Here is a 25,897-nt window from a genome sequence, read left to right on the forward strand (position 1 = left end):
CTGCGCGGCGGTCACCAGCAAGGCTTGCTGCGCAGGATAGGGTGTAGCCGTGATCATGCCTGCCTGCTTGGGCGCAGGAGGGCCATCGGACAAGCGGAAAAACCAGGCTGGTGGCCGTTATCGGCCAATGACGCTGTGCAGGCATGGGGGATGGCAGCATGGATGCCGGGCCTGCACGAAAAAGACGGGACAACATCGGACACCTCCTGTCATGTCAGGAGTGGCCGATGGGGTGGCGGGACTCCTGCGGCTCAGTCCATGCCGGTGCCGCCGGGCCTTCTGACGGCCTGGATGGCACCTTGCACGGCGACAAGCCGTAACGGTTTGGCAATGGGCCACCGGGTGGTGGCCGGGTTCAGGGCAGCGCTCAATGCGTTCGGGTGACCTTGGACAAATGACGCGGGGTGTCAGGATTGAGCCCACGTGCTTCGGACAGTTGCGCCGCCATCAGGTAGAAACTCTGGATTGCCAGCAAGGGGTCCAGCGACTCATCGTCAGCCACGCTCAGCGTCAGGTCGCGACTGGCTACCGTGTCCGGTGCGGCAAGCAATACCCGTGCGCCACGACCGCGCATTTCCGCAGCCAGATCGATCAGGCCTTGCTGTTCCGGGCCGCGTGGGGCAAACACCAGCAGCGGATAACCTTCGTCGATCAGGGCCATCGGGCCATGCTTGATTTCGGCACCGGAGAAAGCCTCGGCCTGGATGGCACAGGTTTCCTTGAACTTGAGCGCCGCTTCCAGCGCCACGGCAAAACCCAGCCCGCGCCCCACCACCATGATGCGTTCGGCACCGGCCAGAACAGGAAGGGCTGCGCTCCAGTCCTGACGGCATGCCTGCTGCAGCTGGGCAGGCAGTTGGTCCAGCGCTTGCAACAGACCAGTATCCCCCTGCCAGTGCGCCACCAGTCGGGCTACGGCGGAGAGCGAAGCGATATAGCTCTTGGTGGCGGCCACGCTCTTTTCTTCACCGGCACACAGCGGCAACGACCATTCGCAAGCTGCCGCCAGCGGCGATTCATGCTTGTTGACCAGGGCCACAGTGCGCGCACCGGCAGCGGCCAGGCGGCTCATGGTATCGATCAGGTCCGGGCTCTGGCCGGACTGGGACAGGGCAACTGCCAGCTGGCCCTTTACCGCCAGCGGGGCGTGGTGCAAGGTGACCAGCGACATGGGCAAGGACACCACCGGCACGCCCAGGCGCTGCATGGCCAGGTAAGCAAAATAACTGGCAGCATGGTCCGAGCTGCCACGCGCCACTGTCAGTGCCAGCGTGGGCGGGGTGGTGGCCAGCTCGCGACCCAGCACCGCCAGGCCTTCATCCGCATACATGTGTTGGGCGGCCACGGCATCCGCAGCGGACAGTGCTTCTTCATACATCAGAGACGACAAGGTGTTCCCCTTCCAGATAGACATCCAGCAAATTCAGCTCGGCATCCAGCACCAGCACATCGGCCCATGCCCCGGTCTGCAAACGGCCGCGGTCAGCATGGCCCAGGTAATCGGCCGGGTACAACGACAACCGGTGCGAGGCCTCGGCCAGTGGCAGGCCGATGGACACCAGATTGCGCAAGGCCTGATCCATGGTCAGCGTGCTGCCGGCCAGCGTGCCGTCGGCCAGCCGCACCCCGCCCAGGCATTTGTGCACGGTATGTGAGCCCAGCTTGTATTCACCATCCGGCATGCCGGCTGCGGCAGTGGAGTCGGTCACGCAGTACAGCCGCGGAATGGCGCGCAAGGCGGTGCGGATGGCACCGGGATGCACATGCAGCAAGTCAGGAATCAGCTCGGCGTATTCCGCATGGGCCAGCGCCGCCCCCACCATGCCCGGCTCGCGGTGATGCAGGCCGGTCATGGCATTGAACAAATGGGTAAAGCCGGTGGCACCTTGCTGCAAGGCCTGCACGCCATCCTCATAACTGCCCAGGGTGTGGCCGATTTGCACCCGGATACCGGCATCGCTCAAGGCACGGATGATGTCCATGTGGCCGGGAATTTCCGGGGCCAGTGTCAGCAGCGCAATCGGGGCCAATTGAGCCAGTTTTTCGATTTGCGACAGCACGGCCTGACAGGCATCGTCCGGTTGTGCGCCCAGCTTGCCGGGATTGATATACGGGCCTTCCAGATGCACGCCCAGCAGGCGGGCACTGCCGCTGGCGCGCTGGCGGCAAGACGGCCCCAGTGCTGCCAGTACGTTTTCTATCTCGTCCATGGGGGCGGTCATGGTGGTGGCCAGCATGGCGGTGGTACCGTGGCGGGCATGCAGCCGCGCCACCGATTCGGCCGCCTGGCCACCCTCCATGATGTCCACCCCGCCTCCGCCATGTACATGCAGGTCGATGAAGCCGGGCAGGATGTAGCGTGTCGCCGTGGCGCTGCCCGGCAATTTGCCGTCAAGGGCGGCAATGCGGCCATCCGGCCCGGTTTCCAGCCTGCCATCCCGCCAGCCATCGGCAGTCAGGATGCGGCCCTGCAGTACATGTCGTGTCGTCATCGTCTCAGTTCAGCTACAAAGTCGTAATAATCATTACGGCAATAGGTATCGGTCAGTTCTATCGCCTGGTTATCGGCACTGAAGCCGATGCGGGTGATCAGCAACATCGCCTCGCCCTGCCGGATGCCGGCCAGCGCTGCAATCTCGGCCGAGGCATTCACCGCGCGGATATGCTGCAAGGCGCGCACCACGGCATGACCGGCATTGTCCAGGTAGGCATACAGCGAGTTGCCCACTTTATGTGGCTCGGGCAAAACGGCTACTGGCAATGTGGTCATCTCTATCGCCATCACTACCCCGTCTGCCAGGCGCTGGCGCTTGAGCCGCGCCACCTGGGAGGTGGGAGACAAGCCCAGCTTGATCACCTCGTCATTGCTGGGCGGATGAATGCCGCGCTCCAGCCATACCGAGGAAGGTTCGAAGCCGCGCTGGCGCAATTGCTCGGTAAAACCCACCAGCCGTGACAAGGGCTGTTCCAGTCTTGGTGTGATGAAAGTGCCGGAACCATGTCGGCGCCGGATCAGCCCCTGCTCCAGCAACACGTCCATCGCCTTGCGCGCGGTCACCCGCGAAATGCCCAGCTCTTCGGAGAAGGTGCGTTCGGATGGCAGGGCTTCGTCTGCCTGCCACCAGCCGGCATTGATGGCTTCGGCCAGTTTGCGGGCAAGCTGCAAATACAGCGGCGTGGTGGACTCGCCTTCCGGCTTGAGTGCACTCCATCGGTTTTCCATAAGCGGTCTGCAACTGGTCTGGTTGGTAACACGGCGAATATCGCATTCCTTGCCCTGCAAGACCACACCTGTCATGGCTGCAAAATTAATACCACTTAAATACCACGTCAATACCAATTGCACGATACACCTGCCAAATGACAGAAAGTGACGCGGCCGGAATACAGGAAATACAGAAAACCATGCAGCACAGAGGGCCATGACAAGACTGGTGAGGAAATGAAGAGACCGACAAAGTGGTATTGAAGTGGGTGTTTTCTGCGACTAAAACGTGGATAGCATCGTGAATGTGTCATGACTGGCCAGACAGACAGTCTCAGGCAGCCAGGTGCAGCAGTGTGGCGTAGCACTGGCTGCAGGCCAATTGCCGTAACGTCGCCAGAAAACCACAGTGGAACTGGCGCAATGCAACAGGGGCCGCGAAGGGCCCCTGTCTGGATGAGGACAAAGTCGCGGCGGCGACTTTATTTGCGCCAGCTGATCAGTACCACGCCGGAGAGGATGATCACCATGGCCAGCACTTCCTGCTGACCGACATGCTCACCCAGCAACAGCATGCCCAGCAGGACGGCGATGATGGGATTGACATAGGCATAGCTGGTGGCCGCCGCTGGCGACACGGTTTTCAGCAGATGCAGATAGGCACTGTAGGCCACCATGGAACCGAACACCGACAGGTAGGCAATGGCGGCCCAACCCTGCCACGACGGCATCGCTGTCAGTTGCTCTCCGGTGGCCGCACTGCCCAGCAACAAGGCAATGCCACCGAAAATCATCATCCAGGCACTGCCCATCGGCCCCTTGGGCTGCACAATCACCCGGCTCCAGGCCGAGCCCAGCGCCCAACCGGCGGAGGCGAACAGCAGCCAGAACGCCCCCATCGGGCTGGCGCGCAAGTTGGAACCCAGGTTCAGTACCAGCATGCCCAACATGCCCAGCGCGATGCCTGCCCATTCGCGGCCACGCGCACGCAGGCCGAAACAGAAGCGGCCAAACAGCACGGTGAACAGGGGTACGGTGGCCACCACCAGCGCAGCCACTCCGGACGACACCTGTTTTTCTGCCAGCGTGACAAAACCATTGCCGATGGCTGGCATCAACACGCCCAGAATGGCTGCGCCACGCAATTCCTGCCGGCTGGGCAGACGATGGCCGCGCAGCAGCAGGAAAGCCAGCATCACGCTGCCGGCAAACAGAAAGCGCAGACCGGCCATCATGAACGGCGGCCAGGATTCAATGCCAATGCGGATGAAGAAATAGGTGGAGCCCCAGATCACGTACAGGGCAAAGAAGGCTGACAGCGTCAGCAAGGACAGCGAGGCGGGACGGGCAGACATGGCGGACTCGGGGTGGGTGGTCGTCCACCATGCCTTCGGCCTGCAAAAAACTCAAGCACCGGCAGGGAAAGCTCTGTTCTTGAGCCAGAACAATCCCTGCCTCCGGTGGGGATCAGCGGGTGGCCAGCCGTTGCAGGATGTTGGAAAACTCTTCCATATAGGTATCGAAGCGGGTAGCCAGGCGGTCCACATCGGTGGCAAAGCGGTTATACGCCACCACGGCCGGAATGGCGGCAAACAGGCCGATGGCAGTAGCTACCAACGCTTCGGCAATACCAGGGGCCACGGTGGACAAGGTAGCCTGCCCCACATTACCCAGCCCGATAAAGGCATGCATGATGCCCCACACCGTGCCGAACAGGCCGATATAGGGACTGACCGAACCGACCGTAGCCAGGAAAGAAGTATGGCTGTCCAGCGCATCCAGTTCGCGCTGGGCGGCAGCGCGCATGGCACGGCGCGAACCATCCATGATGTCCGACAGCTCGGCACCCGTACGGCCACGCAGCTTGAGGAATTCGGCAAAACCGGACTGGAAGATGCGTTCCATGCCCACGCTGTCGTTGCGGCGGTTGGCGTCTTCATACAAGCGGTTCAGGTCGGCCCCGCTCCAGAAATTGCGTTCGAACTCGTCGCTGTGGCGACGCGCGGCACGCAATACGGAAATCTTGTTGAAGATCAGCGCCCACGACAGCACCGACACCAAGGCCAGGCCTGCCATGACCAGCTGCACCACCAGGCTGGCATTCATCACCAGGCTGAATATGGAAATCTGCTGCACGTTGTTTCCTTGTCTGAATTAAAACGGCCTAGCGCAATACGCGGCCGCTGGTGAAATCAATGATGGTGGAAGGTTTCCTGCGTTTGCCTATCCGCCCCGGCAGGGTCAGTACCGCGCTGCCAAATGCCATGCGACAAGCCCGTGCAGTCTTTAACGCACGTTGTCCGGCGCGGTTGGCAGAAGTCGACACCAGCGCGCTGCCCACAGCCCGGCACAGGGCGGCGGCTTCGCCATGGGCGGTAATGCGCACGGCAATCTTGTCATGGCGGCCACGCAGGGCCGGTGCCACCTTGCGCGAGGCCGGCAGCAAAAAGGTATAGGGACCGGGCCAGTAGCGGCCAAGTTCCGCCCATTGTGCGGCGGAAAGCGGCTTGACCAGATGACGGATCTGGGCGACGTCGGCGGCAATCACGATCAGGCCCTTGTGATTCGGCCTTGCCTTGATGGCCAGCACCCGCCGGATTGCCCTGACATCCTCCGGCAGGCATCCCAGCCCGAAACAGGATTCGGTGGAATAAGCAATCACCCCGCCCGCGCGCAAACGCGCGCGCGCCTGCATCAGCAGGCCTGCCTTGGGCAGACGGTATGGCGAGGACAAGCAGGAAGACGGCATGCAGGTTGGCAAGGAGTCGAAGCGAAGCTGCCATTGTAGCGGCAGCGCAGCACCAGATGAAACCGCGATCTGCAGTCCGCTCACTCTTTCTGGTTAAGATATTTGGCATTGAGGCGTGCCAGCGTGCCATCACGCTGCATGCTGCGCAGCAACTCGTTCAGCGCCTGGACCTGGCTGTCCGGCATGGCCGGGTTGCAGGCAAGGTAGAGCAAGGTGGTATTGAAGGTAAGCACCGGCTTGAGCTGGCTGACTTTTTCCCGTGCCAGCAGCGAGGCACCCAGATATTTTCCGGTCGCCCAGAAATCAATGCGGCCGGCCAGCAGCTTTCTGACGTTCAATTGGTCGCTATTGGCAAGGTCGACATCAAAACCGCGGTCAATCAGGAATTGAGAAGTCGCATCGCCTGCATAGCCACCTATCTTGAAACGCCGCACATCTTCCAGTGCCAGGATGGCATGGTGGTTATCCGCCCGTGCGTACAACACCCAGGGATTCTCCACCAGCGGACCTATCCATTTGAACTGATGTTCGCGTGCATCGTTACGGGTAGTGGAATACAGGCAGGTATTGGTTTCCAGCACCGTCAGGTTGAAGGCACGGATCCACGGTAGCAGTTCGATGCCATAGCTGGTGCCGGCACGCTTGAACAGCTCCTGCACGATATCGGTAGACAAGCCGCTGATACGCCCCCCACTGCCCATCATGTTGAAGGGGGGGTAATCCTCGGTGAGGATGCGCAGCGGCGGGGCTGCCGTGGCAGCAAGGCTGGCGGTCAATAGTACGCTGGCAAGGAGCAGACGGATGGACATGGCAGCGACTCCCGGATGTCAGCGACATTTGCAGTCTAGTCAAGCCTGTGGGGGCCTGCCATAAAGGTCGGTTTTTTCTGTGTTGCCGCTGCCGGCGGCAAGGCACGCCAGGCACAACAGCGCGAGACCTGGACCGGGCTGCGGAACTGGCGCAGCCAGTAGCTCACCCGGCAGCAGCAACGGCGGGCATGGCGCAACAGGGACTGTGCGCTGCGTGGCAGAGGCGATGGTTGGGGGGCCGATGCAAACATGGAGGACACCTGCTATCCATACGATGGCTGACAAGCAGAATGTAGTGCTCCGTCAGTCAAAATCGCATAGAAATGGCCATGCAGGACATCAAAAACAGATAAAGAAAAACGGCACCCACTGGGTGCCGTTGTCTGCCATGCTGCCAATCCGGCTTACTTGGGGCGATTGATTGCCTTGCTGCCGATATCGCGGCGCAGCTGGCTGCCATCAAAATGGATGGCATCCGCTACCGCATAGGCTTTTTGCTGCGCCATCTTCACACTGTCGCCCAGGCCTACCGCGCACAGCACGCGGCCGCCATTGCTGACTACCTGCTTGCTGTCGTTGAACGCCGTGCCGGCATGGAACACCATGCTGTCTGCGGTTTCCGCCGGCAGGCCGGTGATGACGTCGCCCTTGCGCGGGGCATCCGGGTAGCCGGCGGCAGCCAGCACCACGCCCAGCGCCACGCGGCGGTCCCATTCGGCTTCCACCTGATCCAGCTTGCCGTTGACACCGGCTTCCAGCAGCACGGTGAAGTCCGACTTCAGACGCGCCATGATGGGCTGGGTTTCCGGGTCGCCAAAGCGGCAGTTGAATTCGATGGTGAACGGGTTGCCGTCATGGTCGATCATCAGCCCGGCATACAGGAAGCCGGTGTAGCTGTGGCCGTCCTTTTTCATGCCTTGCACGGTGGGCAGGATGATTTCGCGCATCACGCGGTTATGCACCTGCGGGGTGACCACCGGTGCCGGGCTGTAGGCGCCCATGCCGCCGGTATTGGGGCCCAGGTCGTTGTCAAGCAGGCGCTTGTGGTCCTGGCTGGTGGCCATCGGCAATACGTGGTCGCCATCCACCATCACGATGAAGCTGGCCTCTTCGCCTTGCAGGAAGTCTTCGATCACCACGCGCGCACCGGCGCTGCCCATCTTGTTGCCCACCAGCATGTCGTCGATGGCGGCATGGGCTTCGTCCAGCGTCATTGCCACCACCACGCCCTTGCCCGCAGCCAGGCCGTCAGCCTTGATCACGATGGGCGCGCCCTTGCCATTTACATAGGCATGGGCTTCAGCCGCATCGGTAAAGGTCTGGTAACCGGCCGTCGGAATGCCATGGCGCTGCATGAAGGCCTTGGCAAAATCCTTGGAGCTTTCCAGCTGGGCACAGTACTGGGTGGGGCCGAAGATTTTCAGCCCGGCAGCACGGAAGGCATCCACCACACCGGCAGCCAGCGGGGCTTCCGGGCCGACCACGGTCAGCTGGATGTCTTCACGACGGGCAAACTCGACCAGCGCCTCGTTGCCGCTCAGCTCGACATTGGTGAGATTGGGGTCCAGCGCGGTACCGGCATTGCCAGGTGCCACAAATACCTTGGAGACGCGATTGGACTTGGCAATACGCCACGCCAGTGCGTGTTCGCGGCCACCGGAACCGATTACCAACACTTTCATCTTGCGAGATCCTTCATCGTTAGCGGCAGCATGTGGCTGCCGTCATGGAGCAGCAGGCCCTGTCGGGCTGCGCTCAGAATTGTACATTCAGATTGGCAGGGAACGGATAAATCCCGCTGCCTGCATCGGGAAACAACTGCGCGTGCTGGCTGATTTTCTTGCCGTCGATCAGCCCTTGCCATTGCACATCCAGCGGATAAAAGCGCGCATCAGGGCCTGCCACAGGAAGCCACTGCCAGCGGGCTTGCAGGTCGGTGACTGCAGGGCAGCCATCGCCGCCGGCATCACCACACACGCCCTTGTTGTCGGCCTGTTCGGTCAGATGCCCCATGCTGCGGATATCCGTGGCGGTGGCGTGGAAAAACTCCACCGTACTGGCGGTATAGCCTTGTTGCAGATAGCTGCTGTGCAAGGTCCAGCCCCACTCGTGCGGCCCCAGCTGCACCACACGCGCGCTGGCTGCCATGCCGTTGGTGCCCATTTCCAGCTGCTTTTCCGTTTGCAGCACGTACTGGCCGTTCTGCAATACAAACAGCAGCAGGCGGCTGATGCCGGAGGCGGCAAAGCTGTCCATGCCCTCACCAGCCGAATCCGCCGTATCCGCCACAAAGGTGGTCAGCAACAACTGACGGCCCTGGCCGTCCCGGGCCAGTTGCAGCGGGCCGAAGACTCCGACAAACGGGCCAGCACTGTTACTGGCCTTGGCGTCCAGCTTCCACTGTCCTGGTTTGGCCGCGGTCTGCATGTTTTGCCCACTGCGATACACCGCCAGCGCCTGCTCGGCCAGCCGCTTGAGGTCGGGTGCCTGGGCAAGCGGGGCTGGTGCCGGCGGCGGGGCCGGCGGTTCCAGCCAGTACACCGTGGCAGCCAGGCCGCATATCAGCACAATCAGCAGCATGATCCTGGTGGTCTTGTTCACGGCTTCTCCGGCGGGCGGCAAAGCGGTTGGTGTGCGGCCTCCCCACAATGTGCGTGGAGAGGCCGTGCGCGCTTAGTGGCGGAAATGACGCACGCCGGTCAGCACCATGGCAATGCCATGCTCGTCGGCTGCGGCAAACACTTCTTCGTCGCGCATGGAGCCACCCGGCTGGATGATGGCCTTGATGCCCTGCTCGGCAATCACGTCGATACCGTCGCGGAAGGGGAAGAAGGCGTCACTGGAAGCCACGGCACCTTGCAGGCTCAGGCCGGCATCCTGCGCCTTGCGGGCAGCGATGCGGGTGGAATCCACACGGCTCATCTGGCCGGCGCCGATACCGGCGGTCTGGCCGTTATTGCAGAACACGATGGCGTTGGATTTGACGAACTTGGCCACGCGCCAGGCGAACAGCAGGTCGGACATTTCCTGCGGGGTGGGTTGACGCTTGGTCACCACGCGCAGTTCATCCAGTGCCACATTGCGGATGTCCGGGGTCTGTACCAGCACGCCGCCGCCCACGCGCTTCAGTTCGAAGCGGTTGGCACCGCTTTCCAGCGGGATTTCCAGTACGCGCACATTCTTCTTGGCGGCGATGATGGCCTTGGCTTCTTCAGTGAAGGACGGGGCAATCAGCACTTCCAGGAACTGGCCGGTCACGGCTTCCACGGTTTCGGCATCCACCGGGCGGTTGAAGGCGATGATGCCGCCAAAGGCGCTGGTGGTGTCGGTGGCAAAGGCCAGCTTGTAGGCGCTCAGGGTGTCACCGGCCACGGCCACGCCGCAGGGGTTGGCATGCTTGACGATGACGCAGGCGGTCTGGTCGAAGGTCTTGACCGCTTCCCAGGCGGCGTCGGCGTCAGCGATGTTGTTGTAGGACAGTTCCTTGCCCTGCAGCTGACGGTAGCCGGAGATGGTGCCGGCTGCCGGGTCCAGGTCGCGGTAGAAAGCGGCGGACTGATGCGGGTTTTCACCGTAGCGCATGTCCTGCACCTTGACGAACTGGGCGTTCAGGCGGTTCGGGAAGGCCACGCGTTCCGGCTTGCCGCTCACCACGCCATCGGCCAGGCTGGTCAGGTAGTTGGAGATGGCACCGTCGTAAGCGGCGGTGTGGGTGAAGGCCTTCTTGGCCAGTTCGAAGCGGGTGGTCTTGGCCAGCTTGCCGTCATTGGCCTTCAGTTCGGCAGTCAGTGCAGCGTAGTCGGCAGCATCGGTGACGATGGCAACGTGGGCCCAGTTCTTGGCGGCGGAGCGCACCATGGTGGGGCCGCCGATGTCGATGTTTTCGATGGCGTCTTCCAGCACACAGTCCGGGTTGGCAATGGTGGCTTCAAACGGGTAGAGGTTCACGCACACCAGATCGATGTTGCCGATATCGTATTCGGCCATCTTGGCCACGTGTTCCGGCAGGTCGCGACGGCCCAGAATGCCACCGTGCACTTTGGGATGCAGGGTCTTCACGCGGCCATCCAGCATTTCCGGGAAGCCGGTGTAATCGGACACTTCGGTCACCGGCACGCCATTGTCAGCCAGCAATTTGGCGGTACCGCCGGTCGACAGGATATGCACGCCCAGTGCGGCCAGTTCCTGTGCAAATTCCAGAACACCGGTCTTGTCGGATACGCTGATCAGCGCGCGTTCGATTTTGGTCATGTTTCTCTACCACCTTGGCTAATGAATGAAAAAGCTGTTTTTACTGTGGCCTGATGCCCGCACCAGGCCGTATGCGGCTTGCCCTGCCTTGCCGGCAGACACAAAAAAACCGGCCATCCTGTGTGGGGCATGGCCGGTTTATCTTCATATCAAATCATACGACTTCATTTTTTTACGCAGGGTGTTGCGATTGAGCCCAAGCAGCTCTGCCGCCCGGGTCTGGTTGCCCTGCGTGTGGGTGAGCACCACCTCGATCAGGGGTTTTTCCACACAGGCCAGCACCATATCGTAGATCGAGGCAGGTATTTCGCCGTCCAGATCACGGAAGTATTGTTCCATCGCCAGCCGCACTGACTGGGAAATATGTTCGTTGTTTTGCATGTTTATTGTTCTGTCTTCAACATATGGTGTGAACGCTGTGTACTGCACTGTAGCCCGCCCCCGGGCCTCCTGCTGCTGGCTGCCGGTCAAGCCGTCACCGTCTCTTCGGCCAGCTCGTCCAGGTATTCCAGGTGTTCCGACAAGCTCGCCAGCTGATCGAAATAGCCAGCCACCGCCAGGCGCTGGCTGCCGGTTTCTTCCAGCTGGTACATGGTCTGGCGAAACTCATTGGAGCCCCTCAGCCCCCTGGTGTACCAGGCAATGTGCTTGCGGGCGATGCGACAACCCGAATACTCGCCATAAAACCCGTACAAATCATCCAGATGCTCCAGCAACAGCTGGCGGATTTCCGTCACCGTGGGTGGCGGCAGGCATTCACCCGTTTCCAGGTAATGCTGCATTTCACGGAAAATCCACGGCCGCCCCTGCGCCGCCCGGCCTATCATCACCGCATCGGCACCGGTGTACTGCAATACCTGCTGCGCCTTTTGCGGTGTGTCGATGTCACCATTGGCAATCAGCGGAATACCGATGCTGGCCTTGACCGCGCGGATGGTGTCGTATTCGGCAGCACCGCGATACATGTCTTCACGGGTGCGGCCATGCAGCGCCAGCGCCGCGATGCCGCAGTCCTCGGCCAGCCGTGCAATGCGCAAGGCATTGCGATGCTCGGGGCTCCAGCCGGTACGGGTTTTCAGCGTCACCGGCACATCCACTGCCTTGACCACCGCGTCCAGAATGCGGCCCACCAGTGCTTCATCACGCAACAGGGCCGAACCGGCCGCCACATTGCATACCTTCTTGGCCGGACAACCCATGTTGATGTCGATGATCTGCGCACCCTGCTCCACGTTGATACGTGCGGCCTCCGCCATCTGCTGTGGGTCCGAACCGGCAATCTGCACCGAAATCGGCTCCACTTCGCCAGTGTGGTCGGCCCGGCGCAAGGTCTTGGCCGTCGCCCACAATGACTTGTTGGACGTGATCATTTCCGACACCGCCATGGCTGCGCCCATTTTCTTGCACAGCATGCGAAACGGACGGTCGGTCACACCCGCCATGGGAGCGACGATCAGCCGGTTTTTCAGGGTGTAGGGACCAATGCGCATCAGGTGTTCTGCGGTCAAACAAGCAAAAGGGCGGCCATTGTAATGCTTTTTTTTTAAGCAGTAAAAACCTTTTTGCTTATTTTTTGAGCAAGATCGATAGCGAGAAGAAATGGTACTGACGGGTACTGCGAGTGGGGTGGGGATTGGAAGTCAGCCGATAAGCCGGGTTCTGTCGTTGGACAGTCATTCCTCTAGTACTGCCGTTACCGACAGTCTCAAGCAACCTACCCGGGGACAACGCGAGCCACGTTAACGCCCCCCTATTTGGTCTTGCTCCTGATGGGGTTTAGCCTGCCGTCCGTGTTGCCACGTCCGCGGTGCGCTCTTACCGCACCTTTTCACCCTTACCTGTGCTGACAAGTCAGCCATCGGCGGTTCAGCTCTCTGTTCCACTTTCCGTCGCCTCACGGCGCCCGGCCGTTAGCCGGCATCATGCTCTGCGGAGCCCGGACTTTCCTCCCCGCCACTGCTTGCGCAGCAGCGCGGCGACTGCCTGTCTGACTTCCAACCGGCGATTTTACCTGAAGCAGATCAAAGTTGTGGCACTTTCTTTCCGGCACCCCCATGACATTCATTTATACTGGCCGGCCATTTTTGTGGAATCCGTTTATCAATGCTGCGCAACCAGGCCAGACTGTGGCGTTTGCAGTTATTTGGCACCCTGCTGATCATCTTCTTGCTGGCCATGACCCTGGCCACCTATTTCCTGCTTGCCAGCCGGACGGATTACCATGCGCGCCAACAACAGGTGGAACGCGATGCCTACCAGCATGCACGTGCCTACCTGCAATCGTCGGCAGAGCAGACCAGCCACATCCTGCTGGCCATGCGCAGCCGTGCCCGCGAGGACATGCGCCAACAGCTGCGCGTTCAGGTGGACCAGGCCTACCTGCTGGCCGAGCGCATCTGGGAACATGAACACCAGCGTCTGCCGGCGACCGAGGTAAAGGCGCTGATTGTGACGGCACTGCGCCCACTGCGTTTTTTTGACGGCCGGGGCTATTTTTTCATCGACACCATGGATGGCCGCTGCGTGCTGCTGCCTACGGTGCCGGGCCACGAAGGCAGCTCCTTGCTGGATAACCGCGACGATCAGGGGCATTACATCATGCAAACCCTGATTGCCTCGGTGCGTGGCCCGCAAGCGGCCGGTTTTTCCACTTATCGCTGGTATCTGCCCGGCACCCGGCAAATGGCGGACAAGATTGCCTACGCACGGCACTTTGCTCCTTATGACTGGTTGATCGGCAGTGGCGAATACCTGGCCAATGTGGAGGCAGAACTACAGCAACAGGCCTTGACCCTGCTGGCGGGCAGCCAGCCAAGCGGGGACAAGGACGACCTGATGGTGATTGACGAGCGCGGCGTGCTGCGCCTGTACCTGGCCCAGCCGGACTTGCAGGGCAAGCACTACCAGTCGCTGCCCGAGCCTTTGCGCAGCCGGGCACGCGAAGCCATGCAACTGGGCAGCAAGGGCGGCTTCCTCAGCTACAGCGTGCCGCAACCGGACAAGCAGCAGGCGGTCAGTCATCTGGCTTATGTACACCGCCTGCCGGGCTGGAACTGGACGCTGATCAATGCCATGCATGTGCAGTCGATCCAGGTGGAGAACCAGCAGGCCAGCACCTTGCTGGAAGCCCAGTTGCTGCAGCGGATCAAGGCCACCGTGCTGATGACGTTGCTGGCCATGGGCTGTGCCAGCCTGCTGTACTGGTTTTTCAACCGCTGGATCAACGCGCTGCTGGCACGTTACCAGGATGATTTGCGCCGTAGCCATGCCGAGCTGCAAGCCAATAGCCGCGAGCTGAAGCTCAGCCACTTCATGATCGACCACGCCACCGACATGGTGCTGCTGCAAGACAGCCACGGAACACTGGTGTATGCCAACCGGGCGGCGCGGGATTATCTGGAGCAAGACGAGGCCCATCACCGGCAACTGATGTCCATCCTGTCCACGGCCAGTGATCACGCCCTGCCGCACAGTTTTGAAACCCGGCTGGAAAATGCCGATGGGCACCAGCACCTGGAAGTGACGCTGACCGGCCTTGCCTATCAGGATGAGCATTATCTGTGCGCCACCGCACGCGACATCAGCCAGCGCCACCATGCGGCACGTCAGCAACGCCTGGCGGCGCGGGTGTTCGAATCCAGCAATGAAGCCATCCTGATCACCAGCGCCGACAACCGCATTCTGGCCGTCAACCATGCGTTTACCCAGATTACCGGCTACAGCGAACAGGACGTGCTGGGCCGTACCCCTGCCCTGCTGGCATCCGGCCAGCACAATGCCGATTTTTACCAGCAGATGTGGCACAACCTCAGCCAGCGCGGGCAATGGTCCGGAGAAATCTGGAACCGGCGCAAAAACGGGGAAACCTACCCGGAATGGCTGAATATCAGCGTGCTGACCGACGAACAGGGCAACATCACCCACCATGTCGCCCTGTTCAGCGATATTTCCGAGCGCAAGGCGCATGAGGCACGCATCCAGCATCTGGCCGAATTCGATGCCCTGACCGACCTGCCCAACCGCATTCTCATCCACGACCGCCTGCAACAAGCCATTCGCCAGGCCGAGCGCCTGGCCGGCAAGCTGGCGGTGCTGTTTGTCGACCTGGACCACTTCAAAAACATCAATGACACCCTGGGCCACAACAAGGGTGACGAGTTGCTCAAGCAGGTGGCCAGCCGCCTGTGCGGTGCAGTGCGCGAGCTGGATACGGTGGGCCGCACCGGCGGCGACGAGTTTGTGCTGATTCTGCCGGCCATCAGCCAGCCAGACGAAGCGGCACAGGTGGCAGAACGCATCCTGCGTGCGATGCAAACCCCATTTGATGTGGACGGTGCCTCGCTGGTGGTGGGCTGCAGCATCGGCATCAGCCTGTTGCCCGACGACGGGCAGGATATCCAGACCCTGCTGATGAATGCCGACCTGGCGATGTACCATGCCAAATCCCAGGGCAGGAATACCTTCCGCTTCTACACACGGGAAATGAACAGCCAGGTGGCCGAGCGCTTGCAGCTGGAGAACCGTCTGCGCCATGCACTGGAGCAAAATGAGCTGTTCCTGCTGTTCCAGCCGCAATACGACATCAACAGCCATGCCCTGATCGGCTGCGAAGCACTGGTGCGCTGGCAGCACCCGACCGATGGCCTGATCATGCCCTCCCGTTTCATTCCGATTGCCGAAGACAGTGGCCTGATCGTCCAGCTGGGACGCTGGGTAATGCATGAGGCCTGCCAGCAAATGGCCAGGTGGCAGGCACAAGGCCTGCCCCTGCCCAAGATGGCGGTGAATGTGTCGGCACGACAGCTGGGCCGTTCCGACTTTATTGACGACGTCCGTACAGCCTTGCAGGCCAGCGGGCTGCCCGGCCATTACCTGGAAATCGAGGTAACCGAAAGCACGCTGATGGAAGATGCCGACCTGGCCGCCCGCCAGCTGTCCATCCTCAAGGCCATGGGCGTGCGGTTGTCGGTGGATGATTTCGGTACCGGTTATTCCAGCCTGGCCTACCTGAAACGGTTTGCACCGGACACCATCAAGATTGACCGTTCCTTTGTCTGCGAATTACCCGGCGACAGCGAAGACGCCGCAATCGTATCTGCCATCATCCACCTGGCACGGGCGCTGGGCATGAACACGCTGGCCGAAGGCGTGGAAACCGACGCCCAGCACCAGTATTTGCGCAAGCTGGGCTGCGGTGGCGTACAAGGCTATCTGCTGGGACGGCCACAAACAGCCAGCAAGCTGGAAAGTCAGTTCGACGCGACCGTGTGATGAGCTGCTGGCTCGACCGCAGCCAGTTCTGCCGCGCCGGGACGTGGAATCAGCAAGGACACCAGCCATGCCAGCATAAGAACCACCAGCCCCAGCAGCATGCCGCCAGCCGGGCTGGTCTGATAGGCCATGGCCGGCAGCATGGCAAAGCTCAACCCGGCTCCCAGATTGAAAGCCCCGGCATTCAGGCCCGGCAGCAAGCCCGGTGCATCGGCCGGTGACAGCACCACACCCAGCCCGTTGAGAATGATGTTGGCAGTGCCGGCATAAGCCACCCCCGCTAGCACGGTGGCAGCCACCATCCACCACAGGCTGGACAAGCCGTAAAGCAGCATCAACACGATGGCCAGCATGCTGCCCGCCAGCCCCAGGCGCAGTACCCGGCCATAACCCAGCCGCGGCGCCAGCTGGCCGGCCCAGGGCCCTACCAGCCAGCCGATCAGCGCATAGGGGGTCAACAACAGCCAGGCTGCCTGTTCTGCCGTCAGGCCATGGCCAGCCGTCCCTTGAGCGTGAGACATGACCAGGCCATTGATGATGGCAAATACCCCGGTCATGGTGAGCACCGTGGTGAGCAGCAAGGCCCACACCCGGCGCTGGCACAGCAAGCTCAGGGCCAGCAAAGGTTGCGGGCTGCGCTTTTCCTGATACAGAAACAGCAGCAAACCCAGCACCCCGGCCAGCGCCGTCCCCAGTACACCCGGCCAGCCGCTATCGGCAGCCACCAGCTGCAATGCCCACAGCCAGCAGCCCAGTGTCAGGACCAGAGCAGCCACCCCCGGCCAGTCCATGCGCGACCGTGGCGATGGCCGCGATTCCGGTGCCAGCCAGGCCACCAGCAGGCAGGCCAGCGCCGCCACCACAGCGATACACCAGAACACTGCACGGAAGCCGTACTGGGTGGCCAGCCAGCCGCCGGCAATGGCATCGATGCCGGCAATACCACCGTTCACGGCCGTTATCACGCCCATCAGCAGCCCGTAGCGCCTTGGTTCACTTACCTCGTGGTACAGCATCAACAGACATACCGGCACCACCGGACCGGACACCCCCTGCACCAGCCGCGCCAGCTGCAACACGGTGATGGAGGGTGCCAACGCAGCCAGCACACTGCCGGCCAGCATCACCAGCAGCATGCCCAGCAACACGCGCCGTCGGCCCAGCATGTCGCCCAGCCGGGGCAGGAACAGGGAAAACAGCGCGGCAGCGGTAAAGAATGCAGTTTGCGACAAGCCCACTGCAGCCTCGCTGGCGCGCAGCTGCTGGGCCATGGTGACCAGCACGGGGCTGAGCATGCTGGCATTAAGCTGGAATGCCACACAGGCTGCCAGCAGTGCAGTCATCAGACTGGCAACCGGAACATGAGACTGGCCGGCATTCATTGGCCACCCTCCCCGATATGCCACAAGGACGTTTCCACCATCTGCCAGAACATCGCATGGTCCAGCTGCACCGCAACCTGGGTATGGCAGTCCGGCGGAGGTGGAGCGCGGAAATCCGCCACCGTCATGCCCAGCGTCAGCGCACCTTGCAGCTCCACATCCAGCGGCACCTTGCGTACCGTCATCACCTGCGGGTCGATCACATAAGCCACCGCGCAGGGGTCGTGTACCGGGGGCCAGGCAAAACCCTGCTCCCGGCGGTAGGTCTCGCCAAAGAACAACAACAGCTCCTGCACGAAGCGGGCCGGACGGGTTGCCAGGGCGGCAATGCGTGCCTGGACTTCAGACGTAGCCAATGCCTGGTGGGTGAGGTCCAGCCCCACCATGGTAAGCGGCCAGGGTGTGTTGAATACGATATGGGCAGCTTCCGGGTCGATCTTGATATTGAATTCGGCCACCGCACTCCAGTTGCCGGTGTGATAGCCGCCGCCCATCAGCACCACTTCCCGCACCCGCCCGGCAATGCGCGGCTCCTTGCGCACGGCCAGTGCGATATTGGTCAGCGCGCCGGTTGGCACCAGGGTAATTTCGCCCGGAGGATGCGCCATGATCAGTTCAATGATCAGGTCCACTGCATGCCGGGGGTCTGCCTGTCGTGTCGGGGGCGGCAGCACCGGGCCGTCCATGCCGCTGTCACCATGAATGGAAGGCGCGATTTCGCGAGGCCTTACCAGCGGACGATCACATCCGGCTGCGATGGGAACATGGATACCGGCGATCTCGGCCACCGCCAGTGCATTGCGCGTCACCTTTTCCAGCGTCTGGTTGCCGGCCATCGTGGTGATGGCCAACAGGTCGATGGCCGGGCTGCCATGGGCCAGCAGGATGGCAATGGCGTCGTCGTGACCCGGATCGCAATCGAGAATGATTTTTTGGGGCATGGGAGGTCCTTGCTTGCTCGGACGATGAAACCGGGAGCAATCGCCCGGTTCCATGGCGGAATTCAACGGGAGGTATCGGCCGCGACGTCGTCCTTGGCCAGCCAGTACTCCACCAGGTGAACCCAGAAGCTGGCAGCCAGCGGCAGGGCTTCGTCATTGAAGTCATAGCCGGGGTTATGCACCATGCAGCTGCCTTCACCATCGCCATTACCGACAATGAAGTAGCAGCCTGGTACCTGTTCCAGCCAATAGGCGAAATCCTCGCTGCCGGTGAGCGGCGGCAGGTCTTCCAGCACATTGACTGCCCCCAGGCACTCGCGTGCCAGCAGACTGGCCTGGTGGGTGATGATGTCGTCGTTGATCAGCACCGGATAACCATGCTCAAAAATGACTTCTGCGTGCGCGCCGTAAGCGGCCGCATGCTGCTCGGCCAGCTGGCGAATGCGCAGATGCAGCAGCTCGCGGATGTCTGGCTTCAAGGCGCGTACTGTCAGGCGCAACTCGGCACTGGCGGGAATGACATTGGCCGCGTCGCCGGCCAGCAAGGCACCGACTGTCACCACCGCGGTATCCAGCGGTGACACATTGCGCGACACGATGGTTTGCAGTGCCATCACCAGTGCTGCGGCCACCACCACGGGGTCGATGGCGCGCTGTGGCATGGCACCGTGCCCGCCGGTGCCATGCAAGCGGATGGTGATGGTATCGGTGGAGGCCATGAAGGCCCCGGCCCGAAAACCCAGCTTGCCCAGCGGGATGCCCGGCATGTTGTGCAGGGCAAAAATGGCATCGCAGGGAAAGCGCTGGAACAGGCCTTCATCCAGCATGCGCTTGGCACCCGAGCCGCCATGCCCTTCTTCGGCCGGCTGGAAAAACAGGTGCAAGGTACCGGCAAAACGACGGCTGCGTGCCAGCTCGCAGGCGGCCGCCAGCAGGATGGCGGTATGCCCGTCATGACCACAGGCATGCATCTTGCCGTCTATCCGGCTGGCCCAGGGCTGCGTACCGGTTTCCTGTATGGGCAGGGCATCCATGTCGGCGCGCAAACCGATACTCGGGCCCTTGCCGCACTGCAAGGAGGCCACCACACCGGTGCCACCGATACCGTGATGCACCTCATACCCCCAGGCCTGCAGCTTTTCGCTGACCAGCCGGCTGGTATTGAACTCTTCGAAACCCAATTCGGGGTGGGCATGCAGCTGTCGCCGCAAGCTGATCATTTCATCGGCAATGTGCTGGATACCCGGCAGGATGGGGCTGTACATGATGGGAGGTCTCCGCGAGTGCTGGGAAGGAAGTGCAGAGACTGAAAGAAAAGCGGGGTATTGCGATACCGGAAGAAAGGGCAGTTTCAATCAAGCCGGCCAGGACGGCCCTGGCCGGACGGGGTGCAAACGGAAAATCCTCGCTGCGTATCAGTCAAATCGCAGGGTATAGCGCGACTCCACCGAGGCATTGGTACCGGCACGCAACACCATGGACCAGTTCTTGCTGAGTTGATACATCACTTTGACGGCCTGGTCGGCACTGGTCACGCCATATTCGTAACCCAGATACAGCTCACGCGTGAGCTGACGGCCAATTGTGACCACCTGCTCGGCCGGGCTGACCGTACCATTAGCCAGGGTCCGTTCCTTGCGGCTGGCCATGCCCAGTTCATCGAACAGGCCAACATGGTCGTTGATGGACCCGGCCAGCATCAGGCCAGCCGATGCTGCCAGCGCGGAATCATCCCGATCGCCACTGGCGGCATGCCCCAGTACCAGCCAGGCCAGCTTGTCCTTTTCTGACATGGATTCATCCGCCACCAGCCGGATGCGCGGCGCGGCGACGCTGCCGGACACCTCCACCCCTGCGCCCACCGGGGACAAATGGCGCTTGGCCACCACATTGAGCACCGGATTATCCAGCGGGCCGACAAAGCTGATGATGCCTTGTTCGATATCCAGATCCTGGCCATAGGCCTTGTAGCGCCCCTTCACCACCCGGACCTGACCGCGCGCACCAGGCGGCAAGCCGGGACTGGCGGTGACCTTGACCACCCCGGTCAGTTCGACATCCAGCCCCTGGCCGACAAAGCGGAAGCGGTCTCCCAGATCCAGATCCAGCGCCACGGTCAGCGGCAGGCTGGCAAATGCCGATGGTTCGGCTGGCTTGCGGCCCTTGACGATCACATCATCGCTGAGTGTAGGCGCACCGCCCTTGGGCAGGTCGATCCGGCCCTGATCCGCCCGGATACGGCCGGTCAGGGCTATCTTGTGTTCCACCATGCTCAGTTCGGCGTTGCCGGACACCACCAGTTTGCGGCTGGGTTTGTCGAACACGCTGAATTTGTTGAGTGCCACGCGTACCACGGCATCCGGCCCGGCATCGCGCAAGTCCAGGCTGCCACTGGCCACCACATCGCCCTGACCACTGGCAAAGCGCAATTTGTCCAGCACCAGGCTGCGGCCATTCAGATGGGCCTGCAACACGCCATCACCCAGATGGATACCGGTACGGTGGTCCGCCAGCATCAGCTTGCTGCCCTGGATATTGCCCTGCCCTTGCAACTGACCCAGGGGACCGGTCAGGGCCAGGTTGGCAGACAGCTGGCCACCCAGTTCCAGCGCGGGTGAAGACAGTTGTGCCAGTGCGGCCAGCGATGGCAGCGACACGCTGACATTGGCAGCCAGCGGCGTGCGCATATCAATATTACCGCCATTCCACGGCAGGCTGCCCTTGCCGGACAGCTGGGCATACTGGCTGTCGATATTGGTGTCAAAACGCAGGCTGCCGCCATCCAGCCGCGCGTTGAGCTGCGCAGCCTTCAAGCCCAGTGGCGCGGGCCGCCCGGCTTCGGCAGGCAGGCGGATGTCACCGGACACCCGTTTGAGCCACAGCTCGCCTTGCGGCTGTTTGCCATTGAGATTCAGGGACCAGGCACTGTCCAGCACCAGGTTCTGTTCCACCGGCAGGGACAAGAGCGGTGCCAGCTCGGTCAGATGCAGGCCTTCGGCATGGCCGCGGGTGGTGAGAATGCCGTTACTGCGCTCCAGTCCGGCCAGCGACAGGCTGCCACCCAGCAAGCGGAAGCGTGCTGCACCCAGCCGTACGCGCGCAGCCCCGGCCTCGACCGCCAGCGGCGATTGCAGGCTGAGGCCCGGTTTGCCGGCAAGCTCCAGCCGCTCCAGCATGCCCTGCCATTGCCCGCTGTTGGCCGGCAAGCCACCACTGGCCGCCAGTTGCAACTGATAGGCTTGCCCGGCCAGTCGCAGTCGACCATCCAGTTGCAACTGGTGACGGGTACGGGTGCCATTGCCCTGCGCGCGCAGTTGTTCGGCACTGAAGCTGCCCGCCTGCAGCTTGTCCGCAGCCAGTTGCAGGCGGAAGGGGCTGCCCGCATCGGCCTTGATATCGCCATCCAGACTGAGGCTTTGTACTGACAGATCCCCAGGCAGGTGCAAGCGCTCGGCGCGCAGGCTGGTACTGAGCAGCGGTGCCCTGGGTGTTCCGCTCAACTCCGCCTGCCCCTTGATGGTGCCGGAAAAACCCCGGCCCAGCAGGGAGAGATTGGGAGCGTCAATCAGCAGCTTGAGCTTGTCCCCGGCCACGCCATAAGCGCCACTGGCTTGCAGCCGGTTACTGGCCAGGGTGAGGTCGGCCAGCAGCTGATGCAGGCGCTGGCCTTGCCAGTCAGCACTGAGCTGGCCGGACAAGGGGGCGCCGGACAGGCGGCTGGGAGAAAACTTCAAGGCGATCTTGCCAGAGAGCGGCTGGGCCAGCTGGCCACTGGCCTTGATGGCGGCGTTCAGCTCGCCCACCGGCAAGCCTGCTTGCAAGCGGGACGGGTCGGCCTTTTGCAACTGTCCTTCCAGTTGGTAAAGCTGCTTGCCCTCCAGACCCAGCTTGCCGGATGCCTGCAGTTTGCCGGCACCTGCGGTCAGCGCCAGTTGGCGCAGCATCAGGGTTCTGCCTGTGGCGTCCTGTTCGAAACCCAGCGCGGTTTCCAGCTGCAGGCTCTTGCCATACAGGCTGGCCCGGATGTCCGGCCCGGCCAGTGGCCCGACAACACGCGCGGTACCCTTGATGATGTCATCCGGCGCAGTCGCATACAGGGTTTTCAGGCTGATATTGTGCAGCAGCGCCACCATGTCTAGCGAGCCTGGCTCCACCTTGCCGGTGAGGTTCAGCTGCCCCTCACCCAGCTGGGCCATCAGCTTGTCCAGGTACAGTACCTTGTCATCGGCACGGAACTCGCCCACCAGCAGCGACATGGGTAGCTGGTTGGCAGAAACCGGGCCGGGCTGGCTGTTCAGCAGCGACAGGCCGCCCTTGATGCGCGAGCCGCCATCCGGCTCGGCATGTACGGCAAAACCCAGCCGCGCCTTGGGCCAGGCCGGGAACAGCGACTGGGGATTGATGCCGCCCACCCGCACATCCAGCCGGCCAAAGCGGTTGTAGGGATTGAGGGCAAACGGCCGCAGCACACCATGCGCTTCTACCAGCATGCCTTTGCCACTGCCGGTGCCATCCACTTGCAAGGCCAGCAGCTGGCCGCTCAATTGCAGCCGGGCCTGCACCGGAATCTGCTCCAGCTCGCCCTGGGCGCTGAGTTGGCCCTGGGTGGCAAATGGCGTGCTGTCGGCGATGGACAGACTGGCGCTGGTGCTGCCCCATGGTGTTTGCAATTGTGCCAGCTGTAGTTGGTGCTGCTGGTTCTGGTAGGCATAGCTGGCCTGCAAGCCATACAGCCGGACATCGGCCGGCAGCAGGGTGAGGCTGGCCAGTTGCAGGCGTTCCACCCGGATATCCAGCGGCAGGGACAGGGAGGTGGGTGCACCGGCAGGTGGCGTTGCCGGAGCCGGACGGCTGTTCACCCGGACATGACCGATATCAAGCAGCTGTACTTGCAGGCGGCGCTGCCACAAGTCCGATGCTTGCCATTGCAGTTGCAGGCGGTCGATGTCGACATCCTGGTAGCGTGCGCGCCAGCGGATATCATGCAGGGTAAAACCGGACCACAGGCTGCCTTCGCTACGGGCAATGCTCAATTGCTGCTGGCTCAGTGCCGGCAGTTGCTGGCAAAGCCAGCTCAGGCCCTGTGCGCTGCCACCCAGCCAGCCCAGCGCCGCACACAGCGCAAGCAGCACCAGCAGACAGAGCAGACGGCCCCAGCGGCGGCGTGGCGGTTTTGGCTGAGGTGGCTGGCTGGCCGGTGGCGGTGCGAGCTGGTCTGGCAATGGAGTGTCCTGCATCAGAATGCCAATCCCAGGCTCATGTTCCAGCGCAACTTACCGTCCTTTTCTGCCTTGGCAATATCCAGAGAAAGTGGCGCTACCGGGCTCATCCAGCGCAAACCAACACCATTGGCGTGTTCCAGCTTGAAACTTTGCCAGCTTTGCGCGGCATTACCGGCATCATGGAACAGCGCCAGCGCCCAGTCCTTTGCCACCGGAATCTGGTATTCCAGCGTGGCAGTCGCCACGACACGGCCCCCGACCACCGCGCCATCCGGCCCTGGCAGACCCAGGCTCTGGTAATCATAACCGCGCACGCTATTGGAGCCACCGGCACGGAACAGCTGGGAGGACGGCACTTCATCGCTGTCCTTGGCCCATACCTGCCCCACCTCCAGCCGGGTCAGCAGCGTGCCGTACTTGGGCCAGGGGCTCCAGTAGCTGACGCCGCGGGCATAGCCACGCACAAAGCTGGTGGTAGACAGCAATCCGCCCAGCGTACTGGACAAGGAAGTATCCAGCAGGGTGCCGGAGCGGGGGCGCAAGGTGTCGTCCACATCGCGCCGCGTCCAGCCGAACACACCAAGCAAGGCCCGGGTATTGTTGCTGGGCGTGTTGCCGATGGTTTCCTTTTCCTGGATGAACTCCACACCGAAGCGGGCGTTGATTTTTTCGTGGCTGCGAATGCGCCAGGCACCGGCATCAATCGAGGTGGTTTTCACCCCCTGGATATCGGTTTCCTTGAATGTGGATGTAATGGAGTGCGAGTAATTGTCCGCCTGACGCGGGAAACCCAGGCCCAGGCTGAGATTGCGGTCGCTTTTTTTCCAGTCCAGCAAGGCCGAGCCGGTCCAGCCTTTGCCAAACAGATTGTAGTAGTCGTAACCGATACGGACACCCGGCCCGTCTTCCGAATCATAAGTGAGGCCCAATTCCAGCTTTTGCTTGGGGAATTCGGTCAGGCTCACCTCGACCGGCACTTCGTTATCGCTGATGCGGCCCATATCGGCACTGACCACTACGCCGGAATATTGCGGGGCCTGCTCCAGCGCCGACTGGTAATCCAGCAATTTCTTTTGCTGGTAAGGGTCGCCCTGGCGGAAGTCGGCAAGGCCGGTGGCCACATTCAGCGGGTAGCGCTTGTTACCGCTGATATGAGTCGGGCCAAAACGGATCAGCGGGCCGCTGTCCAGTTCCACCAGCAACTGGGCGCGATGCGTCTGCGGGTCTATATCGGCCTGACTCCTGGCGATTTTTGCCAGCGGGAAGCGATCGACGGTAAGCAGGCGCAGGATGGCTCGTTTGCTGCTGCTCCAGTCGTCCTGCCGGTAGGGTGCCGCAATGGGTAGCGACCAGGCTTCCAGCACGGCAGCCAGCCGTTGGCGGTAGTCGGCTTGCTGGCGGATGTCACCATTCAGTTGCAGGGTGACATCATCGATGATGACCGGTTCGCCCGGTTCCACCTTGATGACATAGTGATGCTCGCCCTGCTCCTCCACCCGGACAACGGCGCTGAAATAGCCTTCGGTCTCCAGCAGTGCCTGTGCCGCTGCTGGCGTTTCCTTGATGATGGCCTGCAACTGGAAGTCGTCCAGGTCCGGGTCGTTGCGGGCGGAAACCAGTTCCAGATGATCATTCAACAGGCTGCTCAGGGCCGACGGGGCATCCACGCTGACGGTGTAATCCACCTTGGCCCAGGCTGGTGCGGCACACAGCGTCAGGGCAAGGGCGGATGACAAGGCAAGGAGGGAGGTTCGTGGCAGCATGTCGGCATTCATCTGGAATCCGACTGATGGTAGCGAAACTGGTTCAGTCTGGCGAGGGCTGTTGGCATACCGGATGGATGGCGTTGCCAAAAAAAAGGGCGGAATGATCCGCCACAAGACTGAGAGAGATAAGACACGACCCGCCAGGGGCGGGCCGGGACTGCAGGCAGCCTGCCCGGCCTTGCGGCCGGACTGGCAGCTTACTTCTTGCGCTGCGGCGGCAGGTCCGTGCAGCTACCTTCGAATACTTCGGCAGCCATGCCGATGGATTCGCCCATGGTGGGGTGCGGGTGAATGGTCTTGG

18 protein-coding genes and 1 other RNA gene are annotated in these 25,897 nt (G+C 62.0%); 1 reads left to right on the forward strand and 18 read right to left on the reverse strand.

What is annotated here, in order from left to right; all coding sequences use genetic code 11:
• Positions 1–367: 367 nt before the first annotated feature.
• The 13 genes from JHD62_RS05575 to rnpB all read right to left on the reverse strand — a co-directional run bounded on the left by JHD62_RS05575 (position 368) and on the right by rnpB (position 13,009).
• Complete coding sequence (locus JHD62_RS05575) at positions 368–1,390, reverse strand: SIS domain-containing protein (protein ID WP_233160657.1); 1,023 nt, start codon at positions 1,388–1,390, stop codon at positions 368–370.
• Positions 1,371–2,492: an N-acetylglucosamine-6-phosphate deacetylase gene (gene nagA, locus JHD62_RS05580; RefSeq protein WP_199102092.1), complete on the reverse strand. Its 1,122-nt coding sequence runs from the start codon at positions 2,490–2,492 to the stop codon at positions 1,371–1,373. The genes JHD62_RS05575 and nagA overlap by 20 nt, the downstream gene beginning before the upstream one ends.
• Positions 2,489–3,223 carry a GntR family transcriptional regulator gene (locus JHD62_RS05585; protein WP_199102093.1) on the reverse strand — a complete coding sequence of 245 codons (735 nt, stop codon included), beginning with the start codon at positions 3,221–3,223 and terminating at the stop codon, positions 2,489–2,491. The genes nagA and JHD62_RS05585 overlap by 4 nt, the downstream gene beginning before the upstream one ends.
• Before the next feature lie 464 nt (positions 3,224–3,687).
• Positions 3,688–4,560: a drug/metabolite exporter YedA gene (gene yedA / locus JHD62_RS05590; protein ID WP_199102094.1), complete on the reverse strand. Its 873-nt coding sequence runs from the start codon at positions 4,558–4,560 to the stop codon at positions 3,688–3,690.
• A 112-nt stretch (positions 4,561–4,672) separates the two neighbouring features.
• A complete protein-coding gene (gene tolQ / locus JHD62_RS05595) occupies positions 4,673–5,332 on the reverse strand; it encodes a protein TolQ (RefSeq protein WP_370302998.1) in 660 nt (219 codons plus the stop codon).
• A 37-nt stretch (positions 5,333–5,369) separates the two neighbouring features.
• Positions 5,370–5,954, reverse strand: a complete 585-nt coding sequence (locus JHD62_RS05600) for an L-threonylcarbamoyladenylate synthase (protein ID WP_199102095.1) — start codon at positions 5,952–5,954, stop codon at positions 5,370–5,372.
• An 80-nt stretch (positions 5,955–6,034) separates the two neighbouring features.
• Positions 6,035–6,763, reverse strand: a complete 729-nt coding sequence (locus JHD62_RS05605) for an ABC transporter substrate-binding protein (RefSeq protein ID WP_199102096.1) — start codon at positions 6,761–6,763, stop codon at positions 6,035–6,037.
• Positions 6,764–7,167: 404 nt separating this feature from the next.
• The gene (gene purD, locus JHD62_RS05610) at positions 7,168–8,445 is read right to left on the reverse strand and encodes a phosphoribosylamine--glycine ligase (RefSeq protein WP_199102097.1); all 1,278 of its coding nucleotides are present in this window, start codon (positions 8,443–8,445) and stop codon (positions 7,168–7,170) included.
• Between the two features lie 73 nt (positions 8,446–8,518).
• Entirely contained in the window at positions 8,519–9,364 is an 846-nt protein-coding gene (locus JHD62_RS05615; RefSeq protein WP_199102098.1) for a hypothetical protein, read from the reverse strand.
• 72 nt (positions 9,365–9,436) lie between these two features.
• Positions 9,437–11,014, reverse strand: coding sequence for a bifunctional phosphoribosylaminoimidazolecarboxamide formyltransferase/IMP cyclohydrolase (purH, locus tag JHD62_RS05620; RefSeq protein WP_199102099.1), 1,578 nt, complete (start codon positions 11,012–11,014; stop codon positions 9,437–9,439).
• Between the two features lie 144 nt (positions 11,015–11,158).
• Positions 11,159–11,395, reverse strand: a complete 237-nt coding sequence (locus JHD62_RS05625; protein ID WP_045845804.1) for a helix-turn-helix domain-containing protein — start codon at positions 11,393–11,395, stop codon at positions 11,159–11,161.
• Positions 11,396–11,481: 86 nt separating this feature from the next.
• Positions 11,482–12,504 carry a tRNA dihydrouridine synthase DusB gene (gene dusB, locus JHD62_RS05630; protein ID WP_199102100.1) on the reverse strand — a complete coding sequence of 341 codons (1,023 nt, stop codon included), beginning with the start codon at positions 12,502–12,504 and terminating at the stop codon, positions 11,482–11,484.
• A gap of 142 nt (positions 12,505–12,646) precedes the next feature.
• Positions 12,647–13,009: RNase P RNA component class A (gene rnpB / locus JHD62_RS05635), an RNA gene on the reverse strand.
• Positions 13,010–13,117: 108 nt separating this feature from the next.
• Here rnpB and JHD62_RS05640 point away from each other — a divergent pair.
• Positions 13,118–16,285: an EAL domain-containing protein gene (locus JHD62_RS05640; protein ID WP_199102101.1), complete on the forward strand. Its 3,168-nt coding sequence runs from the start codon at positions 13,118–13,120 to the stop codon at positions 16,283–16,285.
• On the opposite strand, the gene JHD62_RS05645 is transcribed toward JHD62_RS05640, so the two are convergent.
• From JHD62_RS05645 to JHD62_RS05665, 5 genes are all read right to left on the reverse strand, one after another.
• On the reverse strand, positions 16,264–17,628 hold the full coding sequence (locus tag JHD62_RS05645; protein ID WP_199102102.1) for an MFS transporter: 1,365 nt from the start codon (positions 17,626–17,628) through the stop codon (positions 16,264–16,266). The genes JHD62_RS05640 and JHD62_RS05645 overlap by 22 nt on opposite strands.
• A 35-nt stretch (positions 17,629–17,663) precedes the next feature.
• Entirely contained in the window at positions 17,664–18,608 is a 945-nt protein-coding gene (locus JHD62_RS05650; RefSeq protein WP_199102103.1) for a nucleoside hydrolase, read from the reverse strand.
• A gap of 62 nt (positions 18,609–18,670) precedes the next feature.
• A complete protein-coding gene (locus JHD62_RS05655; protein ID WP_199102104.1) occupies positions 18,671–19,873 on the reverse strand; it encodes a M20 aminoacylase family protein in 1,203 nt (400 codons plus the stop codon).
• A gap of 150 nt (positions 19,874–20,023) precedes the next feature.
• Positions 20,024–23,830: a translocation/assembly module TamB domain-containing protein gene (locus tag JHD62_RS05660; RefSeq protein WP_199102105.1), complete on the reverse strand. Its 3,807-nt coding sequence runs from the start codon at positions 23,828–23,830 to the stop codon at positions 20,024–20,026.
• A gap of 14 nt (positions 23,831–23,844) precedes the next feature.
• Positions 23,845–25,593 carry an autotransporter assembly complex family protein gene (locus JHD62_RS05665; RefSeq protein ID WP_233160658.1) on the reverse strand — a complete coding sequence of 583 codons (1,749 nt, stop codon included), beginning with the start codon at positions 25,591–25,593 and terminating at the stop codon, positions 23,845–23,847.
• Positions 25,594–25,897: the final 304 nt, after the last annotated feature.

This window comes from Aquitalea sp. ASV11, assembly GCF_016429185.1.
In the GTDB taxonomy this organism is placed as follows: Bacteria; Pseudomonadota; Gammaproteobacteria; order Burkholderiales; family Chromobacteriaceae; genus Aquitalea; species Aquitalea pelogenes.